The organism is Ewingella americana ATCC 33852 (assembly GCF_000735345.1).
In the GTDB taxonomy this organism is placed as follows: Bacteria; Pseudomonadota; Gammaproteobacteria; order Enterobacterales; family Enterobacteriaceae; genus Ewingella; species Ewingella americana.
In genome coordinates, this window is the sequence record NZ_JMPJ01000051.1 from 51,931 (window position 1) to 68,596 (window position 16,666).

The following is a 16,666-nucleotide window of genomic DNA, read 5'->3' on the forward strand; positions in this document are numbered from 1 at the left end:
CTTTTCTTTTACTGCTGATAACATCGCTATGCGGCGAGATTAACGTTTTTTGTCGGTCAAATCGCCCGGCATGGTGCCTTGCATACTATGCCAGATTTCACCACTTTGGCGGCCATATTCGCGCACGCAGTCAACCACCTGATCGTAGCTCTTCTCATCGCAAATGCGTGACAGACGCTGATAGAAGGCAATCGCCAGTTTACGCGCTTCAGCATTGGAGAAGTAATAGCGACCAACGCGGGTGTATAAACCGCGCAAGCCATTAATAATCAAACCATAAATCGGGTTGCCGGAGGCGAAAGCCAAACCGCGGAAAATGCCGTAGTCCAGTTCCATAAAGGCTTCAGCATTGTCAGAAACCTCCTGCGCCTTGGCCAGAACTTGCTGAGTCTCTTCCGGGTTTTTGCGCATTGCGCGGCGGATAAAGATGGTCGCAATGTTGGTGCGAACTGATAACAGGTTATCAATCAACTGCGGGACGCTGGCGTGGTCTAAACGAGCCAGAGTTTCGAGGATATTCAGCCCCGACGTCTCCCAGAAGTTATTCACTTTGGTCGGTTTACCGTGCTGAATGGTCAGCCAGCCGTCACGTGCAAGCCGTTGTAAAACCTCACGCAATGTGGTGCGCGTCACGCCAATTAACTCTGAAAGTTCGCGTTCAGCGGGAAGGATTGATCCCGGTGGGAAGCGGCTGTTCCAGATACTTTCTATAATGTACTCTTCGGCGAAACCGGCAGGACTCTGCGCCTTAATAACCATGTTTTTTACGTTCCGTTTAGGACTTTTATTGGCGATATAATTCAGCTCATCATACCAGACGTAAATGGCATGTTATAGCGACCTTTCTGAACTTATAGTGAAACTGTGCATAGGTCGTCAAAATTTTCCTATATTTAAGCAGTTAACACCTTATTTATGCAATTTGACTCGCATTGCTGAGTGGAATTACCTAGCCTAGTCAGTTGATTTTGCTGCATTACAAAAATGGAGAAGTCCTTACCATGGACATGACTTTTCGACGCGCGTTCGTCAAAAACTTCCTCGGCCAGTCTCCCGATTGGTACAAATTAACTATTATTGGCTTCCTGATCCTTAACCCTATTATCTATTTTCTGGTCAGTCCCTTTCTCGCTGGGTGGCTGTTGGTAATTGAGTTTATTTTCACCCTCGGCATGGCGCTAAAATGCTACCCGTTACAGCCCGGCGGCCTGCTGGCGATTGAAGCCGTGATGATTGGCATGACCAGCGCGGAGAGAATTAAAGAGCAGGTCTTTTCCAATCTGGAAGTGATTTTGCTGCTGATCTTTATGGTCGCTGGCATCTACTTTATGAAGCAGCTGCTGCTCTACGTGTTTACCAAGCTGCTGCTGAATATTCGCAGTAAAACCGCCCTCTCTCTGGCCTTCTGTCTCGCCGCGGCCTTTCTTTCTGCCTTCTTAGATGCCTTAACCGTGGTGGCGGTGGTGATCAGCGTTTCGGTTGGGTTCTACTCCATTTACCACCGCGTGGCCTCCAACGGCGGGGATCAGGCCGACGTCAATGACGACAGTGGCTTCATTGACTCCCAACAGCACCAGCAGACGTTGGAACAGTTCCGCGCCTTCTTGCGCAGCCTGATGATGCACGCGGGCGTAGGCACCGCGCTGGGCGGCGTGATGACCATGGTGGGTGAGCCGCAAAACCTGATCATTGCTAAATCTGCGGGCTGGCAGTTCGCCGACTTCGCCCTGCGCGTCTCGCCGGTATCGGTCCCGGTGTTTTTCTGCGGGCTGCTGGTCTGCTTTCTGGTGGAGCGCTTTAAGGTGTTTGGCTATGGTGCGGCCCTTCCCGCCAGCGTGTTTGAGATCCTGAAAAAATACGACCTGCAAAACGCCGCCAAAAGGGATAAACAGGAGCGCATTAAGCTTGCGGTACAGGCGGTGATTGGCGTCTGGCTGATTATCGCGTTGGCCTTTCATCTGGCGGAAGTGGGACTGATTGGCCTGTCAGTGATTATTTTCGCCACCGCCCTGTGCGGCGTGACCGATGAACACGCTATCGGCAAGGCTTTTCAGGACGCGTTGCCTTTCACCGCCCTGCTGACGGTGTTTTTCGCCGTGGTCGCGGTAATTATTGAGCAGCACCTCTTCAGCCCAATCATCCACTTTGTATTGCGTGCCGAGCCGGCCAACCAGCTGTCGCTGTTCTATCTATTTAACGGCTTGCTCTCTTCGGTTTCCGACAACGTGTTTGTCGGCACGGTGTATATCAATGAGGCCAAAGCCGCGCTGCAAAATGGCGCTATCTCGCTGGAGCAGTTTCAGCTGTTGGCAGTCGCCATTAATACCGGCACCAATTTGCCGTCGGTAGCCACGCCTAACGGTCAGGCCGCCTTCCTGTTCTTGCTCACTTCGGCTTTAGCGCCGCTGATTCGCCTGTCTTACGGGCGGATGGTGTGGATGGCCCTGCCTTACACAATTGTGATGACGCTGGTCGGCTGGCTGTGCGTGCAATATCTTTTGCCAGAATTAACGCAGTGGTTTATCGATATGCATTTGATAACCCTGCCCGATATCAAAGAAATCCTGCGTTAAACGTGCGGGAATAAAGAAAAGATATCGGCGGGAAAAATGTTCAGGCATTCTGTGAAATGTAAACACTCTGACAGAATGAAAAAGTGTGTGTTTTTACTGCTATTTTTTACATGAATTTTAATTCGGCAGGCTGGCAGCAAATGTGAATTCGTTTACACTGCTTGGCAGTTGCTTACTGCATGGAAACAAAACTATGTTGCAATATCTAAACCGCTGTTCTCAGGGCCGCGGTGCATGGCTGCTGTTAGCGTTGACTGCACTAGTGTTAGAACTGGTTGCTCTTTATTTCCAACACGTCATGTTATTACAACCTTGCGTAATGTGTATTTACGAGCGTTGCGCACTGTTTGGCGTATTGGGGGCCGGAATTGTTGGTGCAATCGCACCCTCGACCTGGTTGCGTTATGCCGGTATTTTGATTTGGATTTACAGCGCCTACGAAGGGATCCGCCTGTCATGGGAACACACCATGATTCAGCTCCATCCTTCTCCGTTCGCCACCTGTGACTTCGCCGCCCGCTTCCCAAGCTGGTTGCCTCTCGACAAATGGTTGCCGTCGGTGTTCGTTGCTACCGGTGACTGTGCAGAGAAACAGTGGGAATTCCTGACTCTGGGTATGCCACAGTGGTTAGTGGTGGTGTTCAGCGTGTTTATGGTTATCGCTCTGCTGGTATTGATCGCGCAGTTCGTTAAACCAAAACGCCGTGACCTGTTCACTCGCTAATAACCCGATTCTGCATTAACGAAAAAGGCGCCTAAGGCGCCTTTTTTATTGCTTACGTTTATACACTTGCGATCACTTGGTGCGCCACAAACGCAGTTGGCCATACCAACCGCTGTCAGTTTCATATTCCTGCGGCGTGCCGTCTGCGTTGATCACCGCTTCTGCCGAACGACCGGTCAGAGTACAGGCCAGACTCACCTTCACATCTCTTTTGCCGTTGATCAGGTTAAGGTCGACATATTCGTTAAACTGCAAAGCTGCCACGACTTTATTGTCCACGCGCACATACAGCGGGCAAGTTCTCTCGAAAGGCACCAGCGTCCACTGGTCGGCACGGTGCAATCTCACCCGCGTTTTGCCCTTTTCCGCTTCCGGATTGGCTTCTAGTTTCAGGCGCGGATCGGTCTGAGTGATCACCGCAGACTGAATCACCTGCGGCGCTGCCTGATAGGGATTCTTCGCACAACCGGCGAGCATCAGCACGGCCAATGCGATAAAAGTTTTTTTCATTTTGGTTTTCCTGAATTGACGAACCAATTGATCTACAAAAAATTGATAGTCGAATCATAGCAGCGAGGTGAGCGAAGGCAATGCATCAAACGCGGATCGCCGATTTTTCACAAAATTCTGCCAGAAAAAGCGCCAATCGCCGATTTCTTGAGCAAGCCTGCTGGCGAGATTGCCTGCAAAAAAAACACCTATCACTCAGCGTTTTAGTTGTTTACTAATTGATTAGCTTTAGACATAATCGCCGTCCACTTCATGTAGCAATGATTGGTAGGCCCTGAGCTGTTTTCGAACACTCAGGGCCTTTTCGTTTTTGCTCAAAGCTCATCACTTGCTAAAATATCCTGCCAATCCATAGCCTCGGTGAGTGACCATGAAACTGCTTCTACTTAGCGCCATGCTTCCCCTATTAGCCCTCGCAGGATGTGCCGACAAGCAGCCAGCCAAAGCACCAACCTATTTCAATAAAGGCCAAGCAGAGACCAGCGAGTGCTTCAACTACCGCCAGATGATGACCGCACCAATAGCGCCTTCGGCACTTGAGAATTTGCGAGGGAAGTGTCGGGAGTCTAGGGGGAGTAATTAGTGGAGGTCTGGGGAGGATGAGTGGTAGATAAGTGATGAAATTACTGTGCAATTTCATCACCTTGCGTAGTTACTTCGCCCAACTCGGTTTATTCATAATAGGCGGCGAATTAACGAAGTGTTGTGAAGTGGGATTGAATCAAGGTTAAATCAGAGTATTACCGCAAACATGGCACCTACGATTGACGTAGTAATGCCGGTTTGCGGTAATTTTTTGCCCCGTATATGCCCCCAAGGCTTTTCACTCACTCGAAAGCTTATTAACCACCCATCCATCCAATCAATCCCCGTTGAAGTATGTAACTTCCCATCAGCAGACTATCATCGAACTCTTCCGTCGTCATGTCGTTGATCACGTGCGGCACCACTCCGAAAATAATCGTCTCCTCTCCTTCCCAGTCTCCGCCGTCAATCAGCGTCACATCGTCTGGCTGGTCTAAATCAGCAAGGCACAGGATCGGATGAAAACGCATACGCTTCAGCAAGAACTCCCCGCATACCTCAGCGACGACAATGCTGCCGTCACAAGGCTTGCGGGCTGAGTCGATGATTAGCAGCGCGTCTTTCTTGATACCGGCGCGCCAGCTTGATGTCGCGGAACGCATTAGGTATTGGCCCGGATAGTTAGACCAATGGCACACGTCGTTCGGGGTTAGCCGGCTGGTTGCGTAATCAGCAGCTGAAAATGGGAGTCCCTTATCAACGCCCTCCGTTTGGATTGTAAAACATGAAAACTCGGCGTTCTCCGTCCGTTTCTGAAACATCCCGGAATGTGCTGACATACATCTCGATCCACTGGTTTGCCTCCTTCAATCCCCAGCGGCAATTCGCTTTCCCCAATTGGGCACAGAAATCCTCAGTAGCGACCGTGCGTCGCCCCTTCTCGCTTATTTTGATTGCAGCTTTGAATGCTGCGTCAATTTCATATCGTCTGCTCATAACTCACCTTAAAACACTGTTCATGCATACAGCATAAGCGCGAGTTTTTTGTATTGGGAAGTGAGTTTTTGTAAATCCAAATATCCTTACGTATAATCATAAACCTCAATAGTATTTCTGATTTATTTTAACTATGTAATCAGATTTTGTAATTAAATGGGGTGTTTTGATGCTTTTTAACTCTTTAGAATACTCGGTCATATTCTTGCCGATATCAGTATTAATGTACTTGCTACTTAGGCGGTTTAGCATATTGGCATCTAAATTGTGGGTATGCACTACAAGCTTATACTTCTATACATTCTTTACCTACCAATTTATCCCATTCTTAATTTTATCAATTATATTAAACTATGCCCTCTTGACCATAGTTCTCAATAGAAATGCAAAGCTTGGATTGTACTCCTCCATTATATTTAACGTTGCATGCTTGGGATATTTTAAATACTTTAATTTCTTTTCGCAAAATATTGACACAGCATTAAACTTAAATATTCCTCATATAGATATAATTGCACCTTTAGCTATTAGCTTCTACACATTCCAGCAAATATCACTAGCTGTTAGTGTATATAGAAAACAGACATCAAATTTAGGCCCAGTGGACTATTGTGCCTATATTTTATTCTTCCCAAAATTAATATCAGGCCCAATCACCGACTATGAGGTTATAAGCAGACAATTAAATAACAGGGAGTCATATATAGGGAGGTATTTTGCTCCTGCTATATTTATATTTAGCGCTGGGCTTTTTAAAAAAATAGTAATGGCGTCATACTTTGGCTCAATTGCTGATCAGGGTTACATTAACCTATCAACAATTAGCACCATAGATTCATGGGTTACAAGCCTGTCTTATACAATGCAATTATATTTCGATTTCTCCGGCTACACAGACATGGCAATAGGGTCAGCATTGTTGTTTGGAGTGATACTGCCAATCAACTTTAACTCACCGTACAAAGCAACAGATCTGCAAGATTTCTGGCGGCGCTGGCATATAACGCTATCTACTTGGCTAAGGAATTTCGTGTACATTCCGCTAGGGGGAAATAGAAAAGGAGATATCAGAACATACATAAATCTTTTTTTAACATTTCTTATCGGTGGATTTTGGCATGGAGCTGGATGGAATTTTTTAGCTTGGGGAGCTCTTCATGGAGTAGGCCTTGTAGTTCATAGGTATTGGTCACAAAGTGGATTTAAGATGCCGGCCGTTCTGGGTTGGTTTATAACATTCAATTATGTCAATATCACTTGGATTTTCTTTAGAACAGAAAATTTAACTGATGCAAGAAATATTCTTTATAAAATGTTCCCTATGCATTTTTCATCTGAAAAAGGCGTAATATTCAACCAGCCTTTTGCAGAATCATTACTACTACAGTCACAACACGATGGTATGTTTATGCTGGCAGCTTGCCTGATGGCAGTTTTAATCTGCTTAATTCCATTTAATACTAACTCAATAGTCGAATCAGCAAAAAGCAAACAAGTAGGGTTTGTTACTGACATTCTCAGACCTGCTATTTATTCCCTCGGGCTATGCATTGCAATTATAGTTTCCCTAGGTGGAGCAGCACCCGGCTCTTTCATTTATTTTAATTTCTGACGGTGTTATATGAATTATAAAAAAGGAGTATTTGTTTTTTTCGCAATAATAATGTGCTTTTGCACTGCTTTTCTGTACGCATTTAATAAACAAGCAGGTAAGCAGGTAGCCGCAGAGTGGTGGCTGGTAAATGCCTATCAGTTTAAAGACATTGCTGCAAATAATATTAAATCGAGAAAGATATTAGTAGTTAGTGGATCAAACAGTCTATTTTCAATTAATGGGGAAATGATAAGCAAAACAGTTGGTTTGCCTGTTATAAACATGGGAACGCATGCAGGATTAGATCTTGATTATCATGAATACATTATTAAGAAATACATGAAGAAAGGCGATGTTGTAGTAATGCCACTGGAATATGAGTATTACAATACCACAGGAAAACCTACAGACTGGTCAGTTAACAACATGACTGCATGGGGTCATGACTATTTGTCATCCTTATCATTATATGATTACGTAAAATTTTTATCTAACGTAACACCAAAGAGGCTTTATGAAGGATACAAATCTGTAGATAAAGGTTATGTTGATTCCATCGATACTGTTAAAGATAGGTATAATTCAGCTGATGGGTCTTACAACGGATATAGCTATAAAAGCTTAGACCGGTCTGGAGATATAAATTATATAACCAACGAAAAGACCGTTTTTGATAACATTGAAAATGGTAGTTTTAATTATTCCTCTAATTTAGATAAAATATCAGCACACTCTCTAAAGGTATTGCTTGAAATTAAGAGTTACGTTAAGAAAAATAATGGAGAATTTATTCTCACATGGCCAGTCAGCATGCGAAACCCCGGCTTTGACACCGACACGCCAGAAACAATGGCAAGCTTAAATAAAATTAAATCATTACTTGCTTCATCTGGCTTAGATATGCGCTGCTCGCCTAGCGCAGCTAATCTAGGGAATAGATATTTCATGGATTCCGCATATCACACAAACGGTTATGGTGCAAAAATTAGGAGCAAATTACTTGGAGATTGCCTGAACACGGTAATAAATGGGAAGGGGGGGTATGATGACAGCCAAAACTTCAGGGCTGTAGTTTTAGAGATGGAAAGCAAAACGCCATATCATTGATGAGAAGGCGGGACGATTGTCCCGCTTATTTATTAAATCTTTACACCATCTAGGGAAATCTGCGTGGTTCCAGATGCAATATTGAAGAAATAACAATTTCCATTTGTCCCCACATACATGTTGCAAACACCTGATGGCAATCCTGAAGCGTTCATTCCAGTTACAGGGAATGTTTTTACTTTTTCAACCTTGAAGGATGGGGGTAGCTTGAAAGCTACGGCGCCATCATTATTATTTGTTGCATGAAGACTTATAGCCCCTGAGAACTCCCTTCCCTTGACTTCAGGAACTGCAATAAGGCCAAATCCAGAACTAAGCCATCCAGTAGGCATACTCTCAAAACTTTCTGAATTAGTAGTGTTTGGCCTGCACAAGTAACCAATTATAGACCTTGCCCATCCTTGCGCTAGCAACATTGATCCATAAGGGGAAGGATGGATGTTATCCACAACAATGCTATCGCTTACAGCGTAAGGGGTGAGGCTCAACCATTTTGCTGTCATTGCTCCATAGGATTTCATTGGCTCCATATTCAGCAAGCCGCCTGCTTCAGATACAGCCCTAATTAGGAGTGCTCTATAGGTATGAAGACTATTATTATTTAGCGTATTCTGACCACCAGACTGCCCATTGGCTGAAGCTTCTGCTTTTGAATAGAAAGATGTAGGTATGCCAACTATTGGCTGCGCCCCAATGCTTTTTGCATAGTTTACCATTCCCTTGATCGTGCTAACGAAACTGGAAAATGAGGTGCTGCCTTGAACATCATTCACGCCTATTTGAATCATGCAAATATCGTAACCAGAACCAACAGATTGCAGCTTGGAATATTGCTGTGCTGCATTTTCACCAGATGTAGCAATATTGTTTATCTCTGCAATATTTATTCCTGCACTGCCAAGGATCATTTGCAGGTATTTTGCGTGAGAATATTGGACACTAGTATCCGATATACTATCTCCAACGACTATTAGCTTTAAAGGTTTAGAGCCTGCGAATGACTGACCAACAATTTTTGTCATCTGCGACACCGAAATATTATCGTTAATATTCTCAGCGCCAAAGCATACCCCTTGGATTGAGCTTCTAGTTGTGTAACTACCAATGACAAGCCCGTTAACTAGCATGGAGAATGATCGAGCTGAAGTAACCTTTACGGAAACAATTGCATTGTTAAAATTATCGCGCTGCTGATTCATTAGGGCATAAGGGGTACCAGAAAGAATATTTGTCATTCCCTCAGTGCTATCTACTAATTTTACTAGCTGCGTTCCAGAATCCTGAGCAAAATAGGCATATCCTTTACTGGTTATTACTCCTGCAAAGAAAACTCCGGATGGAGGTGATGATATTAATGCCAATACCTCTTCGCCATTTTTTGCATCTGTTACTGCTGCTGTTGGAACCCCACCACCTGGAATAACAATACTATCTGATGCTGTGCTGGTTGGTGATATGGTTGCATTGATATTACTAAGCCGTATAGCGCGAAAATCATTATTTCCACTGAGTGAGACTGGTATCGTGTAAACCCCGTCGCCATTATTTAGCGTGGGAAGTATTTCTCCAAGTTGCTTTTGAACATTCACACCGATGAATGTTCCAAACCCAAAGTTAAGGTAATGAATCGGGATTTGGATGTTTGATTTAAGTCCTGTTTTTACTAGTGGACTATTTTCTGGGCCTCCTGAAAACGTCAAATGAATTGACACGCCCTCATCGGCAACGATCCTTACTGGTGAGTTGGCTTGGGTGGCGTCATCTCCGCTGATAAAATACTTACCAGTACCGCCAAGCGTTTTCTTTAAACAAAGGTCTCCCCCTCCAATTGAATTTAGATAAGAGAAGTATGCCGCAAACGCATTTCTGTTATTGGTCGCACTGTTTGTGTTCGTGCCGTCAAAATCATCCTTTCCACCAAAATCATAAATAGAAATTCGGTCAGACAAAATATCTGTAAGGGACCTTGATACAGCGTTACCAGCATTTTTTGTGCCTTTTATTAAGTCTGTACCTGCCGGGCCTTTTAGAGCAGAGCGAAGTGCGCCATCTCCCACCCCTACCCATTTTCCTTTACCCACGCCGCCAGCACTATCAGGAGTAGCGCCAGCGGGTACTACTTTGGGGAATGTTCCGTCCCACCGGTAGTACTCGCCGTTGCTCTTCCAGCGTAAGCACTCGTTAGCAAGGCTAAGGGTGCTGCCATCCTCAAAAGAATCCTTCGTGATATAGCCATAATTCAGAATTGCCTGATTTGAATCGAAGTTAATTCCGTTAATTGTACGACGATTTACTCTGAATCTGTCAATGTAATACTGGCTATCAGATGTAACGAATTCATCAATTTTACCGGCATTGAATTTTAGGTCTTGAGGTGCTTCGGAAGGAATTGGGTTGCTAGTTGGTGTGGTAGCCATAATTTTTCCATAAAAAAAGCCAACCCTGAGGCTGGCTTGTTGCGGTTAAGAGGTCTGCTATTCAGTAACTACGTAATCGTACATTGCATCGCTGTATTCTGATGCTGTCAGTCCGGTTGTGCCGTCTGAATTTGGGCGCTTTTCGGTGATCACCCACTTCGTAGCATCCATCTCCACTTGAGTTGCAATGATGAATCTTGAAGGTGACTGGACGTTAACTCCGTCCCATATATTCAATGATATGCTTGGAACGGAAGCTATAAACCCAAAATCAGTATCTGGCCTTGGGTAAGCTCTTACTCTCTGGGTTGGGGTGCCAGTGCTATCCGTAACAACGACATACATCTCACCATCAAATTTGATTCTTTCACTGGTATCAAACTGATCACCCAGCCTTTCAGTAATGTAGCCATCCTGCTGGTTTGTGTCGTACATGTCCGAAACCTGAATCATCTCACCAACATTCACCCACTCGCCGTCCGCAAGCGCGGTAATTCCGGCTGATATGCGAGAGTAAAGAAGCCTCCTCGCCTCCTTGATGGCCCTGTCAGGCAGTCCGGCAGCCTTGTGAGCGCCCTTCTTGCACCATTCGATGAATTGCCCCGGCGAAGGCCCGAACGGTGTGCCACTGGCGCGGGCAAACTGCATACCTGCCGACAGCTGCTCACGGCTACGGATTCCATTCTCAGCAAATGCCACAATCTATTGCTTCTTTGCCGCGCTTTCGTCATCTGGGGTGTGCAGGTTTGTCTGCGTTGCTGCGGGGACGACCTGCTTGAGTTGCTTGAACAGGGCGTCTACCAGTGGCTCGACGTCAGGGTTAACCATCACCCGAAATATGGCCGTTGTTAATCACTTCACGCCACCGAAAACAGAGAGCGGCAACAGAACTATCAAGTTGACGAACTCTGCTATCGAGGCGCTGAAGGAGCAAATGGCTTTAACGAGGATGGGGAGGCAAATAAAGGTAGATGCTCACCTTCGAGAATTTGGCAGAATTCAAAAAGATGATTGCACCTTTGTGTTCTCCCCTCACCTATCGGCAAGAAGTGGAAAAGGCGGAGAATGGTACTCTCCCGGTGCGTTTAGCGGTACTTGGAATTTTGCCTTGAAAAAGGCTGGTATTCGTCATCGCAAGGCATACGAAACAAGGCTCACTTTTGCATGCTGGGCATTGAGTGCTGGGGCCAACCCGAACTTTGTAGCAAATCAAATGGGTACACACCTCTTCGCAGATGGTGTGCAGCGTTTACGGAAAGTGGATGAGCGTAAACAACAGCAATCAGATGGATATTTTGAACGCAGGATTTACGGGTGATGCCCCTTATATGCCCCGCGCAATATCACAGTGATGAAGTTCTTCAATTACTTCAGGTAGTTACTTCGCCCAACTCGGTTTATTTAAGATGTGATCCTGCCAGTCCTCGACGTCATCTTCGCGGACGGCGATGTAGCGCACGGAAATTCGCTCGGTGTGCATGGCGGATTTAGATGATTTATGCAGCAGTGGGTGCCAGGGGAATAGCGGCTTGCCCTCACCTATCAGGCGATACGCGCAGGTCGGTGGCAACCAGTCGAAGGTGGTGAGGTTTTCACGGGTGAGTTTGATGCAATCCTCTTCCAGCGTGAAACGACGCTCGTAATTGCGGCATTGGCAGGACTTAATGTTTAACTGATTGCAGGCCACGTTGGTGAAATAGATTTCATCGGTGTCTTCGTCAATCAGCTTGTGCAGGCAGCATTGCCCACAACCGTCGCACAACGCTTCCCACTCTTCGTCGGTCATTTCAGGCAGCGTTTTTTTCTGCCAAAAGTTGGGTTCAGTCATGGTGGCATCCGGTTCAAGTATAAAATGAGGGGGCTTATATAAACACTTTAGTGCAGAGATGCAAGTAAAGCCGCCCGAAATGTCTCCGGGCGACCCACTGTCTTGAGGTAGATCAGAAAGCGTTAGATAACGCGAGTCGTTACCGACTTGCCGTTAACCGCCACCTGAATGGTGTCGCCAACCGCCATCGGGCCGACACCCTGTGGCGTGCCGGTGAGAATGATATCTCCCGCGCGCAGCGTGAAGAAACGGCTCATATAGGCGATCAGTGGCAGGATCTTGGTCAGCATATCCTGCGTATTGCCGCTCTGGCGCACTTCATTATTCACAATCAGCTGAAGGTCAGCCGACTGGGCATCACCGAACTCACTCACGGGAATAAAACCGCTGATTGGGCAAGAGCCGTCGAAACCTTTGGCTTTTTCCCACGGCTGCCCCGCCTTCTTAAAGCCTGCTTGCAGGTCACGCAGGGTTAGGTCCAGCGCAACGCCGTAACCGGCAATGGCGTTGGCCACGCGATCTTCACTGGCTTGCTTAAGTGGCGTGCCAATCAGCACCGCCAGCTCCACTTCGTGATGCACCGAGCCTAAGTTCTGCGGAATAGCAATCGGCTGGCGAATGTCGCACAGCGCGGTTTCCGGTTTGATAAACAGCACCGGCTCGGGCGCGACCTGACTGCCCATCTCTTTAATGTGGTCGGCGTAGTTGCTGCCAACACACACCACTTTATTCACCGGAAAATCAAGTAATGCACCATTCCAGTCACGGTGTTGATACATGGGAAACTCCTGAAAATGTCAGTCAGCCGCCAAAGGGATTACGCCCCGTCGGCGCCGGAGAGCTAGCATCCGGCGCTGAGTTTTGCTCAGCCGGTGCAGCCTGCGATTGTTGCGTGACGGCGTCTGCCATCATGCCGATGCTCAATGCGAAATAGGTCGAACGGTTCCAACGCATGATTGTGCGGAAATTATCATAGACCAGGAAGGCGCGGCCTTGAAGGTCATCTGGGGTGATAATCCATGCGCGGGTGGCGTTAGAAGCCAGCGGGCTGCCATCCGCTTGAGTCACACCCAGCTGCTTCCAGTAACTGGCCGGATGCATCTGATTGTTCTTCAGGCCGGTTTTGCTGGCATCAAAGCCAGCAGGCAGTTTCACTTCTTGCCCCCAGCTCTGGTTGGCTTTCCAGCCTTCGGTAGAGAGATAGTTAGCGGTAGAGGCAAAGACGTCGTCGGTATTATTCCAAATATCGATTTTGCCGTCGCCGTCGCCATCTGCACCATAGTTCAGGTAAGAGGATGGCATAAACTGCGACTGGCCCATCGCGCCCGCCCACGAGCCTTTCATCATATCGCTGGTCGCGTGGCCGGAGTCGACGATTTTCAACGCCGCCATCAGCTCTTTAGTAAAGAAGGCTTCGCGGCGACCTTCAAATGCCAAGGTGGCGAGTGCCGAGAAGACATCTTCTTTACCCTGAATCTTGCCGAAGTTACTCTCCATCGCCCACAGCGCAACGATGTATTGCGGCTGCACGCCGTAACGCTGGCTGGCCTGAGTTAAGGCAGGAAGGTTTTGCTGGTAGTTGATGCGGCCCTGCTCGATTTTGGCTTCAGGCAGAACGCGCTTGAGGTAATCGTCGAGGGTGATTTTCTTTTCGAGCTGGTTGCGGTCGGAGTTAATCACCCGATCGATAAAGTGCACATTGGCAAAGGCGCTGTCGATAGTCGCCTGACTGATCCCCTGCTGGCGAGCCTGAGTTTTCAGCTGCTCCACATAGCCGGGGAATTCAGCCGGGTCACGCCCCTGCTCGGCCAGCGTGGTTTTTGCCGGTTTTTCAGCAGCAGGAGCCTGAGCAGCAGGCGCTTGGGCCGCCGGAGACGCGGGCGTAGCAACACTTTCCTTAGCACATCCGCTTAGCGTAACGCTGGTAATAAGCACAGCCAGTACCGACAATTTCATCAATCTGTTCCTTTTATCAAAGCACTTACAGGTTGTTTACAACCTGAATGAGCCAGAAGATGAATGCAACCCGACAGCTCTGAATTTACAAAAACCTACCCGAAAGGAAAGTATTCGCTTTATTTTTCGCCGTTTTGCAAATGCATATTCAATAAACTTTCCATTGGCGGTGGCACTTGCAAATAATAGCCCTGCTCAAGGAGTGATTGTTTTACTTTCTCAATATCGGCGGTGGCTAACTTTTCTCTTTGCGCCAGATTAATCGACATGGAGAACTGCGGTTGGCCGAAACCCTGTAATAATTCCTCTGGAACGCGAGAGAAATCGTCTTTTTTTTCGACATACAGGTAAGTCTGGTCACGTTTGGTACTTCTATAGATCGCACAAAGCATTTTTTTAACTCTAATTTATTGAAACGGTGGCTTGCCTAGATATAACTGTAACTATAACATGCTTAACGTACATCGGAATATCGCCCCCCGAGTGGTATTCCGGGGATTAAAAGTTGCTGAGACTGAGTCAGGATAGATGTCACAATCGCCAATAGAACTAAAAGGCAGCAGTTTTACCTTATCGGTTGTTCATTTACATAGTTCACAACCTGAGGTTATTTATCAGGCGTTACAAGAAAAAGTGGAGCAAGCTCCTGCTTTTCTGAAAAATGCCCCTGTTGTTATCAACGTCGCTGCGCTGACTGGCGAAGCGAACTGGAAAGACATTCAACAGGCTGTCGCTTCTGCTGGTTTTCGCGTTGTGGGCATCAGTGGTTGTAAAGACGAGCGCCAGAAGCGCGCCATCTCTCGCACCGGCTTGCCGCTGCTGAGTGAAGGCCGTGCCCAACGCGTAGCCGCCGAGCCGCCTGCTCCTGTTGTACCAGACAATGCGCCAGCAAAAACCCGGATCATCAGTACTCCTATCCGGTCTGGCCAACAAATTTATGCCCGTAACAGCGATCTCATTGTGACCAGCAGTGTGAGCGCCGGTGCGGAACTTATTGCCGATGGTAACATCCACATATATGGCATGATGCGCGGCCGTGCGCTGGCCGGTGCCGCAGGTGATGCAAACTGTCAGATATTTTGCACGCATCTGGGGGCTGAGCTAGTCTCTATCGCAGGGCAGTACTGGTTGAGTGACCAAATCCCGTCCGACTATTATGGACAGGCAGCACGCCTCAGCCTGTTAGATAACGTGTTAACCATACAACCTTTAAACTAAGCCCTTTTGACAAGGAATCCTTTCATGGCACGCATTATAGTTGTTACATCGGGTAAAGGGGGCGTTGGCAAGACCACTTCAAGCGCAGCCATTGCTACCGGTCTAGCTCAAAAAGGTAAAAAAACCGTTGTTATCGACTTCGATATCGGTTTGCGTAACCTTGACCTGATCATGGGCTGTGAACGCCGCGTTGTTTATGATTTTGTTAACGTGATCCAAGGTGATGCCACGTTGAATCAAGCGCTTATCAAAGATAAACGCACTGACAACCTGTTCATTCTTCCTGCTTCCCAAACTCGTGACAAAGACGCATTGACTCGTGAAGGCGTAGAGAAAATTCTTAACGACCTGAACGACATGGAATTCGATTTCGTGGTCTGTGACTCACCGGCGGGTATCGAAACCGGCGCCCTGATGGCGTTGTATTTCGCTGACGAAGCTGTGATCACCACCAACCCAGAAGTCTCTTCTGTGCGTGACTCCGATCGCATTTTAGGTATTTTGTCCTCGAAATCCCGCCGCGCTGAGCAAGGCTTAGATCCAATCAAAGAACACCTGCTTCTGACTCGCTACAACCCAGGCCGTGTAAGCCGTGGTGACATGCTGAGCATGGAAGATGTGCTTGAAATCCTTCGCATTCCGTTGGTCGGCGTTATTCCTGAAGATCAGTCTGTACTGCGTGCCTCTAACCAAGGTGAGCCGGTAATTCTGGATCAGGAATCTGACGCAGGTAAGGCGTACGACGACACCGTCAGCCGTTTGCTTGGTGAAGAACGTGCGTTCCGTTTTATTGAGGAAGAGAAGAAGAGTTTCCTGAAACGCCTTTTTGGGGGATAAACCATGGCCTTGTTAGATTTCTTTCTGTCCCGTAAAAAGCCGACAGCCAATATAGCCAAGGAACGGCTACAGATCATCGTAGCAGAGCGACGCCGCGGGGACAGTGAACCCGCATATTTGCCAGATCTGAAGCGTGATATTTTAGCGGTCATCTGTAAGTACATTCAGATTGACCCTGAAATGCTCAACGTGCAGTTTGAGCAGAAAGGTGACGATATCTCGGTACTTGAGCTTAACGTGACGCTGCCGGACACGGAAGAAGCGCCTAAATGACAGAGATGGACATGTTCTGTTTGAAGGCGTTTGCTTCAAAATAGCTGCCCCCTGTTCGTCAGGGGGTAACTGTATATTTATACACGTTACTCTTTGCCCCGCCCTTTT

General features: G+C 47.1%; 15 protein-coding genes and 2 pseudogenes. 8 read left to right on the forward strand and 9 right to left on the reverse strand.

Annotation, left to right across the window (positions count from 1 at the left end):
- Nucleotides 1-39 precede the first annotated feature (39 nt).
- A complete protein-coding gene (gene fadR, locus GEAM_RS08870; RefSeq protein WP_034790678.1) occupies nucleotides 40-759 on the reverse strand; it encodes a fatty acid metabolism transcriptional regulator FadR in 720 nt (239 codons plus the stop codon).
- Nucleotides 760-1,001: 242 nt separating this feature from the next.
- Here fadR and nhaB point away from each other — a divergent pair, with 242 nt between their 5' ends.
- The gene (nhaB, locus tag GEAM_RS08875) at nucleotides 1,002-2,573 is read left to right on the forward strand and encodes a sodium/proton antiporter NhaB (protein WP_034790679.1); all 1,572 of its coding nucleotides are present in this window, start codon (nucleotides 1,002-1,004) and stop codon (nucleotides 2,571-2,573) included.
- Between the two features lie 193 nt (nucleotides 2,574-2,766).
- A complete protein-coding gene (gene dsbB, locus GEAM_RS08880) occupies nucleotides 2,767-3,297 on the forward strand; it encodes a disulfide bond formation protein DsbB (protein WP_034790680.1) in 531 nt (176 codons plus the stop codon).
- Nucleotides 3,298-3,369: 72 nt separating this feature from the next.
- On the opposite strand, the gene GEAM_RS08885 is transcribed toward dsbB, so the two are convergent.
- Nucleotides 3,370-3,807 (reverse strand): hypothetical protein, encoded by a 438-nt coding sequence (locus GEAM_RS08885; protein WP_034790681.1) that lies wholly within the window; start codon nucleotides 3,805-3,807, stop codon nucleotides 3,370-3,372.
- 842 nt (nucleotides 3,808-4,649) lie between these two features.
- Nucleotides 4,650-5,171 carry a HumD family translesion DNA polymerase gene (locus tag GEAM_RS08890; RefSeq protein ID WP_244956610.1) on the reverse strand — a complete coding sequence of 174 codons (522 nt, stop codon included), beginning with the start codon at nucleotides 5,169-5,171 and terminating at the stop codon, nucleotides 4,650-4,652.
- A 410-nt stretch (nucleotides 5,172-5,581) separates the two neighbouring features.
- Between GEAM_RS08890 and GEAM_RS08895 the strand changes: the two genes are divergently transcribed.
- Complete coding sequence (locus GEAM_RS08895; protein WP_244956611.1) at nucleotides 5,582-6,940, forward strand: MBOAT family O-acyltransferase; 1,359 nt, start codon at nucleotides 5,582-5,584, stop codon at nucleotides 6,938-6,940.
- Between the two features lie 9 nt (nucleotides 6,941-6,949).
- Nucleotides 6,950-8,029, forward strand: a complete 1,080-nt coding sequence (locus tag GEAM_RS08900; RefSeq protein WP_034790683.1) for a hypothetical protein — start codon at nucleotides 6,950-6,952, stop codon at nucleotides 8,027-8,029.
- Nucleotides 8,030-8,061: 32 nt separating this feature from the next.
- On the opposite strand, the gene GEAM_RS23090 is transcribed toward GEAM_RS08900, so the two are convergent.
- Nucleotides 8,062-10,446 carry an SGNH/GDSL hydrolase family protein gene (locus tag GEAM_RS23090; protein WP_034790684.1) on the reverse strand — a complete coding sequence of 795 codons (2,385 nt, stop codon included), beginning with the start codon at nucleotides 10,444-10,446 and terminating at the stop codon, nucleotides 8,062-8,064.
- Between the two features lie 57 nt (nucleotides 10,447-10,503).
- A pseudogene (locus GEAM_RS22990) lies at nucleotides 10,504-11,274 on the reverse strand (host specificity factor TipJ family phage tail protein); the annotation flags it as partial.
- On the opposite strand from GEAM_RS22990, the pseudogene GEAM_RS08915 reads away from it, so the two are divergent.
- Nucleotides 11,267-11,798 (forward strand): annotated as a pseudogene (locus GEAM_RS08915) (tyrosine-type recombinase/integrase); the annotation flags it as partial. The pseudogenes GEAM_RS22990 and GEAM_RS08915 overlap by 8 nt on opposite strands.
- A gap of 26 nt (nucleotides 11,799-11,824) precedes the next feature.
- Here GEAM_RS08915 and GEAM_RS08920 read toward each other — a convergent pair.
- From GEAM_RS08920 to GEAM_RS08935, 4 genes are all read right to left on the reverse strand, one after another.
- Nucleotides 11,825-12,274, reverse strand: a complete 450-nt coding sequence (locus GEAM_RS08920; RefSeq protein WP_034790685.1) for a YcgN family cysteine cluster protein — start codon at nucleotides 12,272-12,274, stop codon at nucleotides 11,825-11,827.
- A gap of 122 nt (nucleotides 12,275-12,396) precedes the next feature.
- The gene (locus GEAM_RS08925) at nucleotides 12,397-13,053 is read right to left on the reverse strand and encodes a fumarylacetoacetate hydrolase family protein (protein ID WP_034790686.1); all 657 of its coding nucleotides are present in this window, start codon (nucleotides 13,051-13,053) and stop codon (nucleotides 12,397-12,399) included.
- Between the two features lie 22 nt (nucleotides 13,054-13,075).
- Entirely contained in the window at nucleotides 13,076-14,230 is a 1,155-nt protein-coding gene (locus tag GEAM_RS08930; protein WP_034790687.1) for a lytic murein transglycosylase, read from the reverse strand.
- Between the two features lie 119 nt (nucleotides 14,231-14,349).
- Nucleotides 14,350-14,622, reverse strand: a complete 273-nt coding sequence (locus GEAM_RS08935; protein ID WP_034790689.1) for a YcgL domain-containing protein — start codon at nucleotides 14,620-14,622, stop codon at nucleotides 14,350-14,352.
- A 136-nt stretch (nucleotides 14,623-14,758) separates the two neighbouring features.
- Here GEAM_RS08935 and minC point away from each other — a divergent pair, with 136 nt between their 5' ends.
- The 3 genes from minC to minE are packed head-to-tail and all read left to right on the forward strand — an operon-like array spanning nucleotide 14,759 to nucleotide 16,558.
- Nucleotides 14,759-15,448: a septum site-determining protein MinC gene (gene minC / locus GEAM_RS08940; RefSeq protein ID WP_034790690.1), complete on the forward strand. Its 690-nt coding sequence runs from the start codon at nucleotides 14,759-14,761 to the stop codon at nucleotides 15,446-15,448.
- A gap of 24 nt (nucleotides 15,449-15,472) precedes the next feature.
- Nucleotides 15,473-16,285, forward strand: a complete 813-nt coding sequence (gene minD / locus GEAM_RS08945; RefSeq protein WP_034790694.1) for a septum site-determining protein MinD — start codon at nucleotides 15,473-15,475, stop codon at nucleotides 16,283-16,285.
- A 3-nt stretch (nucleotides 16,286-16,288) separates the two neighbouring features.
- Nucleotides 16,289-16,558 (forward strand): cell division topological specificity factor MinE, encoded by a 270-nt coding sequence (gene minE / locus GEAM_RS08950; protein ID WP_034790696.1) that lies wholly within the window; start codon nucleotides 16,289-16,291, stop codon nucleotides 16,556-16,558.
- Nucleotides 16,559-16,666: the final 108 nt, after the last annotated feature.

Excerpts from the sequence above, each read along its gene's own strand:
- fadR (WP_034790678.1), bottom strand. The coding sequence starts at position 759 with ATGGTTATTAAGGCGCAGAGTCCTGCCGGTTTCGCCGAAGAGTACATT.
- nhaB (WP_034790679.1), top strand. The coding sequence starts at position 1,002 with ATGGACATGACTTTTCGACGCGCGTTCGTCAAAAACTTCCTCGGCCAG.
- dsbB (WP_034790680.1), top strand. The coding sequence starts at position 2,767 with ATGTTGCAATATCTAAACCGCTGTTCTCAGGGCCGCGGTGCATGGCTG.
- GEAM_RS08885 (WP_034790681.1), bottom strand. The coding sequence starts at position 3,807 with ATGAAAAAAACTTTTATCGCATTGGCCGTGCTGATGCTCGCCGGTTGT.
- GEAM_RS08890 (WP_244956610.1), bottom strand. The coding sequence starts at position 5,171 with ATGTCAGCACATTCCGGGATGTTTCAGAAACGGACGGAGAACGCCGAG.
- GEAM_RS08900 (WP_034790683.1), top strand. The coding sequence starts at position 6,950 with ATGAATTATAAAAAAGGAGTATTTGTTTTTTTCGCAATAATAATGTGC.
- GEAM_RS23090 (WP_034790684.1), bottom strand. The coding sequence starts at position 10,446 with ATGGCTACCACACCAACTAGCAACCCAATTCCTTCCGAAGCACCTCAA.
- GEAM_RS08920 (WP_034790685.1), bottom strand. The coding sequence starts at position 12,274 with ATGACTGAACCCAACTTTTGGCAGAAAAAAACGCTGCCTGAAATGACC.
- GEAM_RS08925 (WP_034790686.1), bottom strand. The coding sequence starts at position 13,053 with ATGTATCAACACCGTGACTGGAATGGTGCATTACTTGATTTTCCGGTG.
- GEAM_RS08930 (WP_034790687.1), bottom strand. The coding sequence starts at position 14,230 with ATGAAATTGTCGGTACTGGCTGTGCTTATTACCAGCGTTACGCTAAGC.
- GEAM_RS08935 (WP_034790689.1), bottom strand. The coding sequence starts at position 14,622 with ATGCTTTGTGCGATCTATAGAAGTACCAAACGTGACCAGACTTACCTG.
- minC (WP_034790690.1), top strand. The coding sequence starts at position 14,759 with ATGTCACAATCGCCAATAGAACTAAAAGGCAGCAGTTTTACCTTATCG.
- minD (WP_034790694.1), top strand. The coding sequence starts at position 15,473 with ATGGCACGCATTATAGTTGTTACATCGGGTAAAGGGGGCGTTGGCAAG.
- minE (WP_034790696.1), top strand. The coding sequence starts at position 16,289 with ATGGCCTTGTTAGATTTCTTTCTGTCCCGTAAAAAGCCGACAGCCAAT.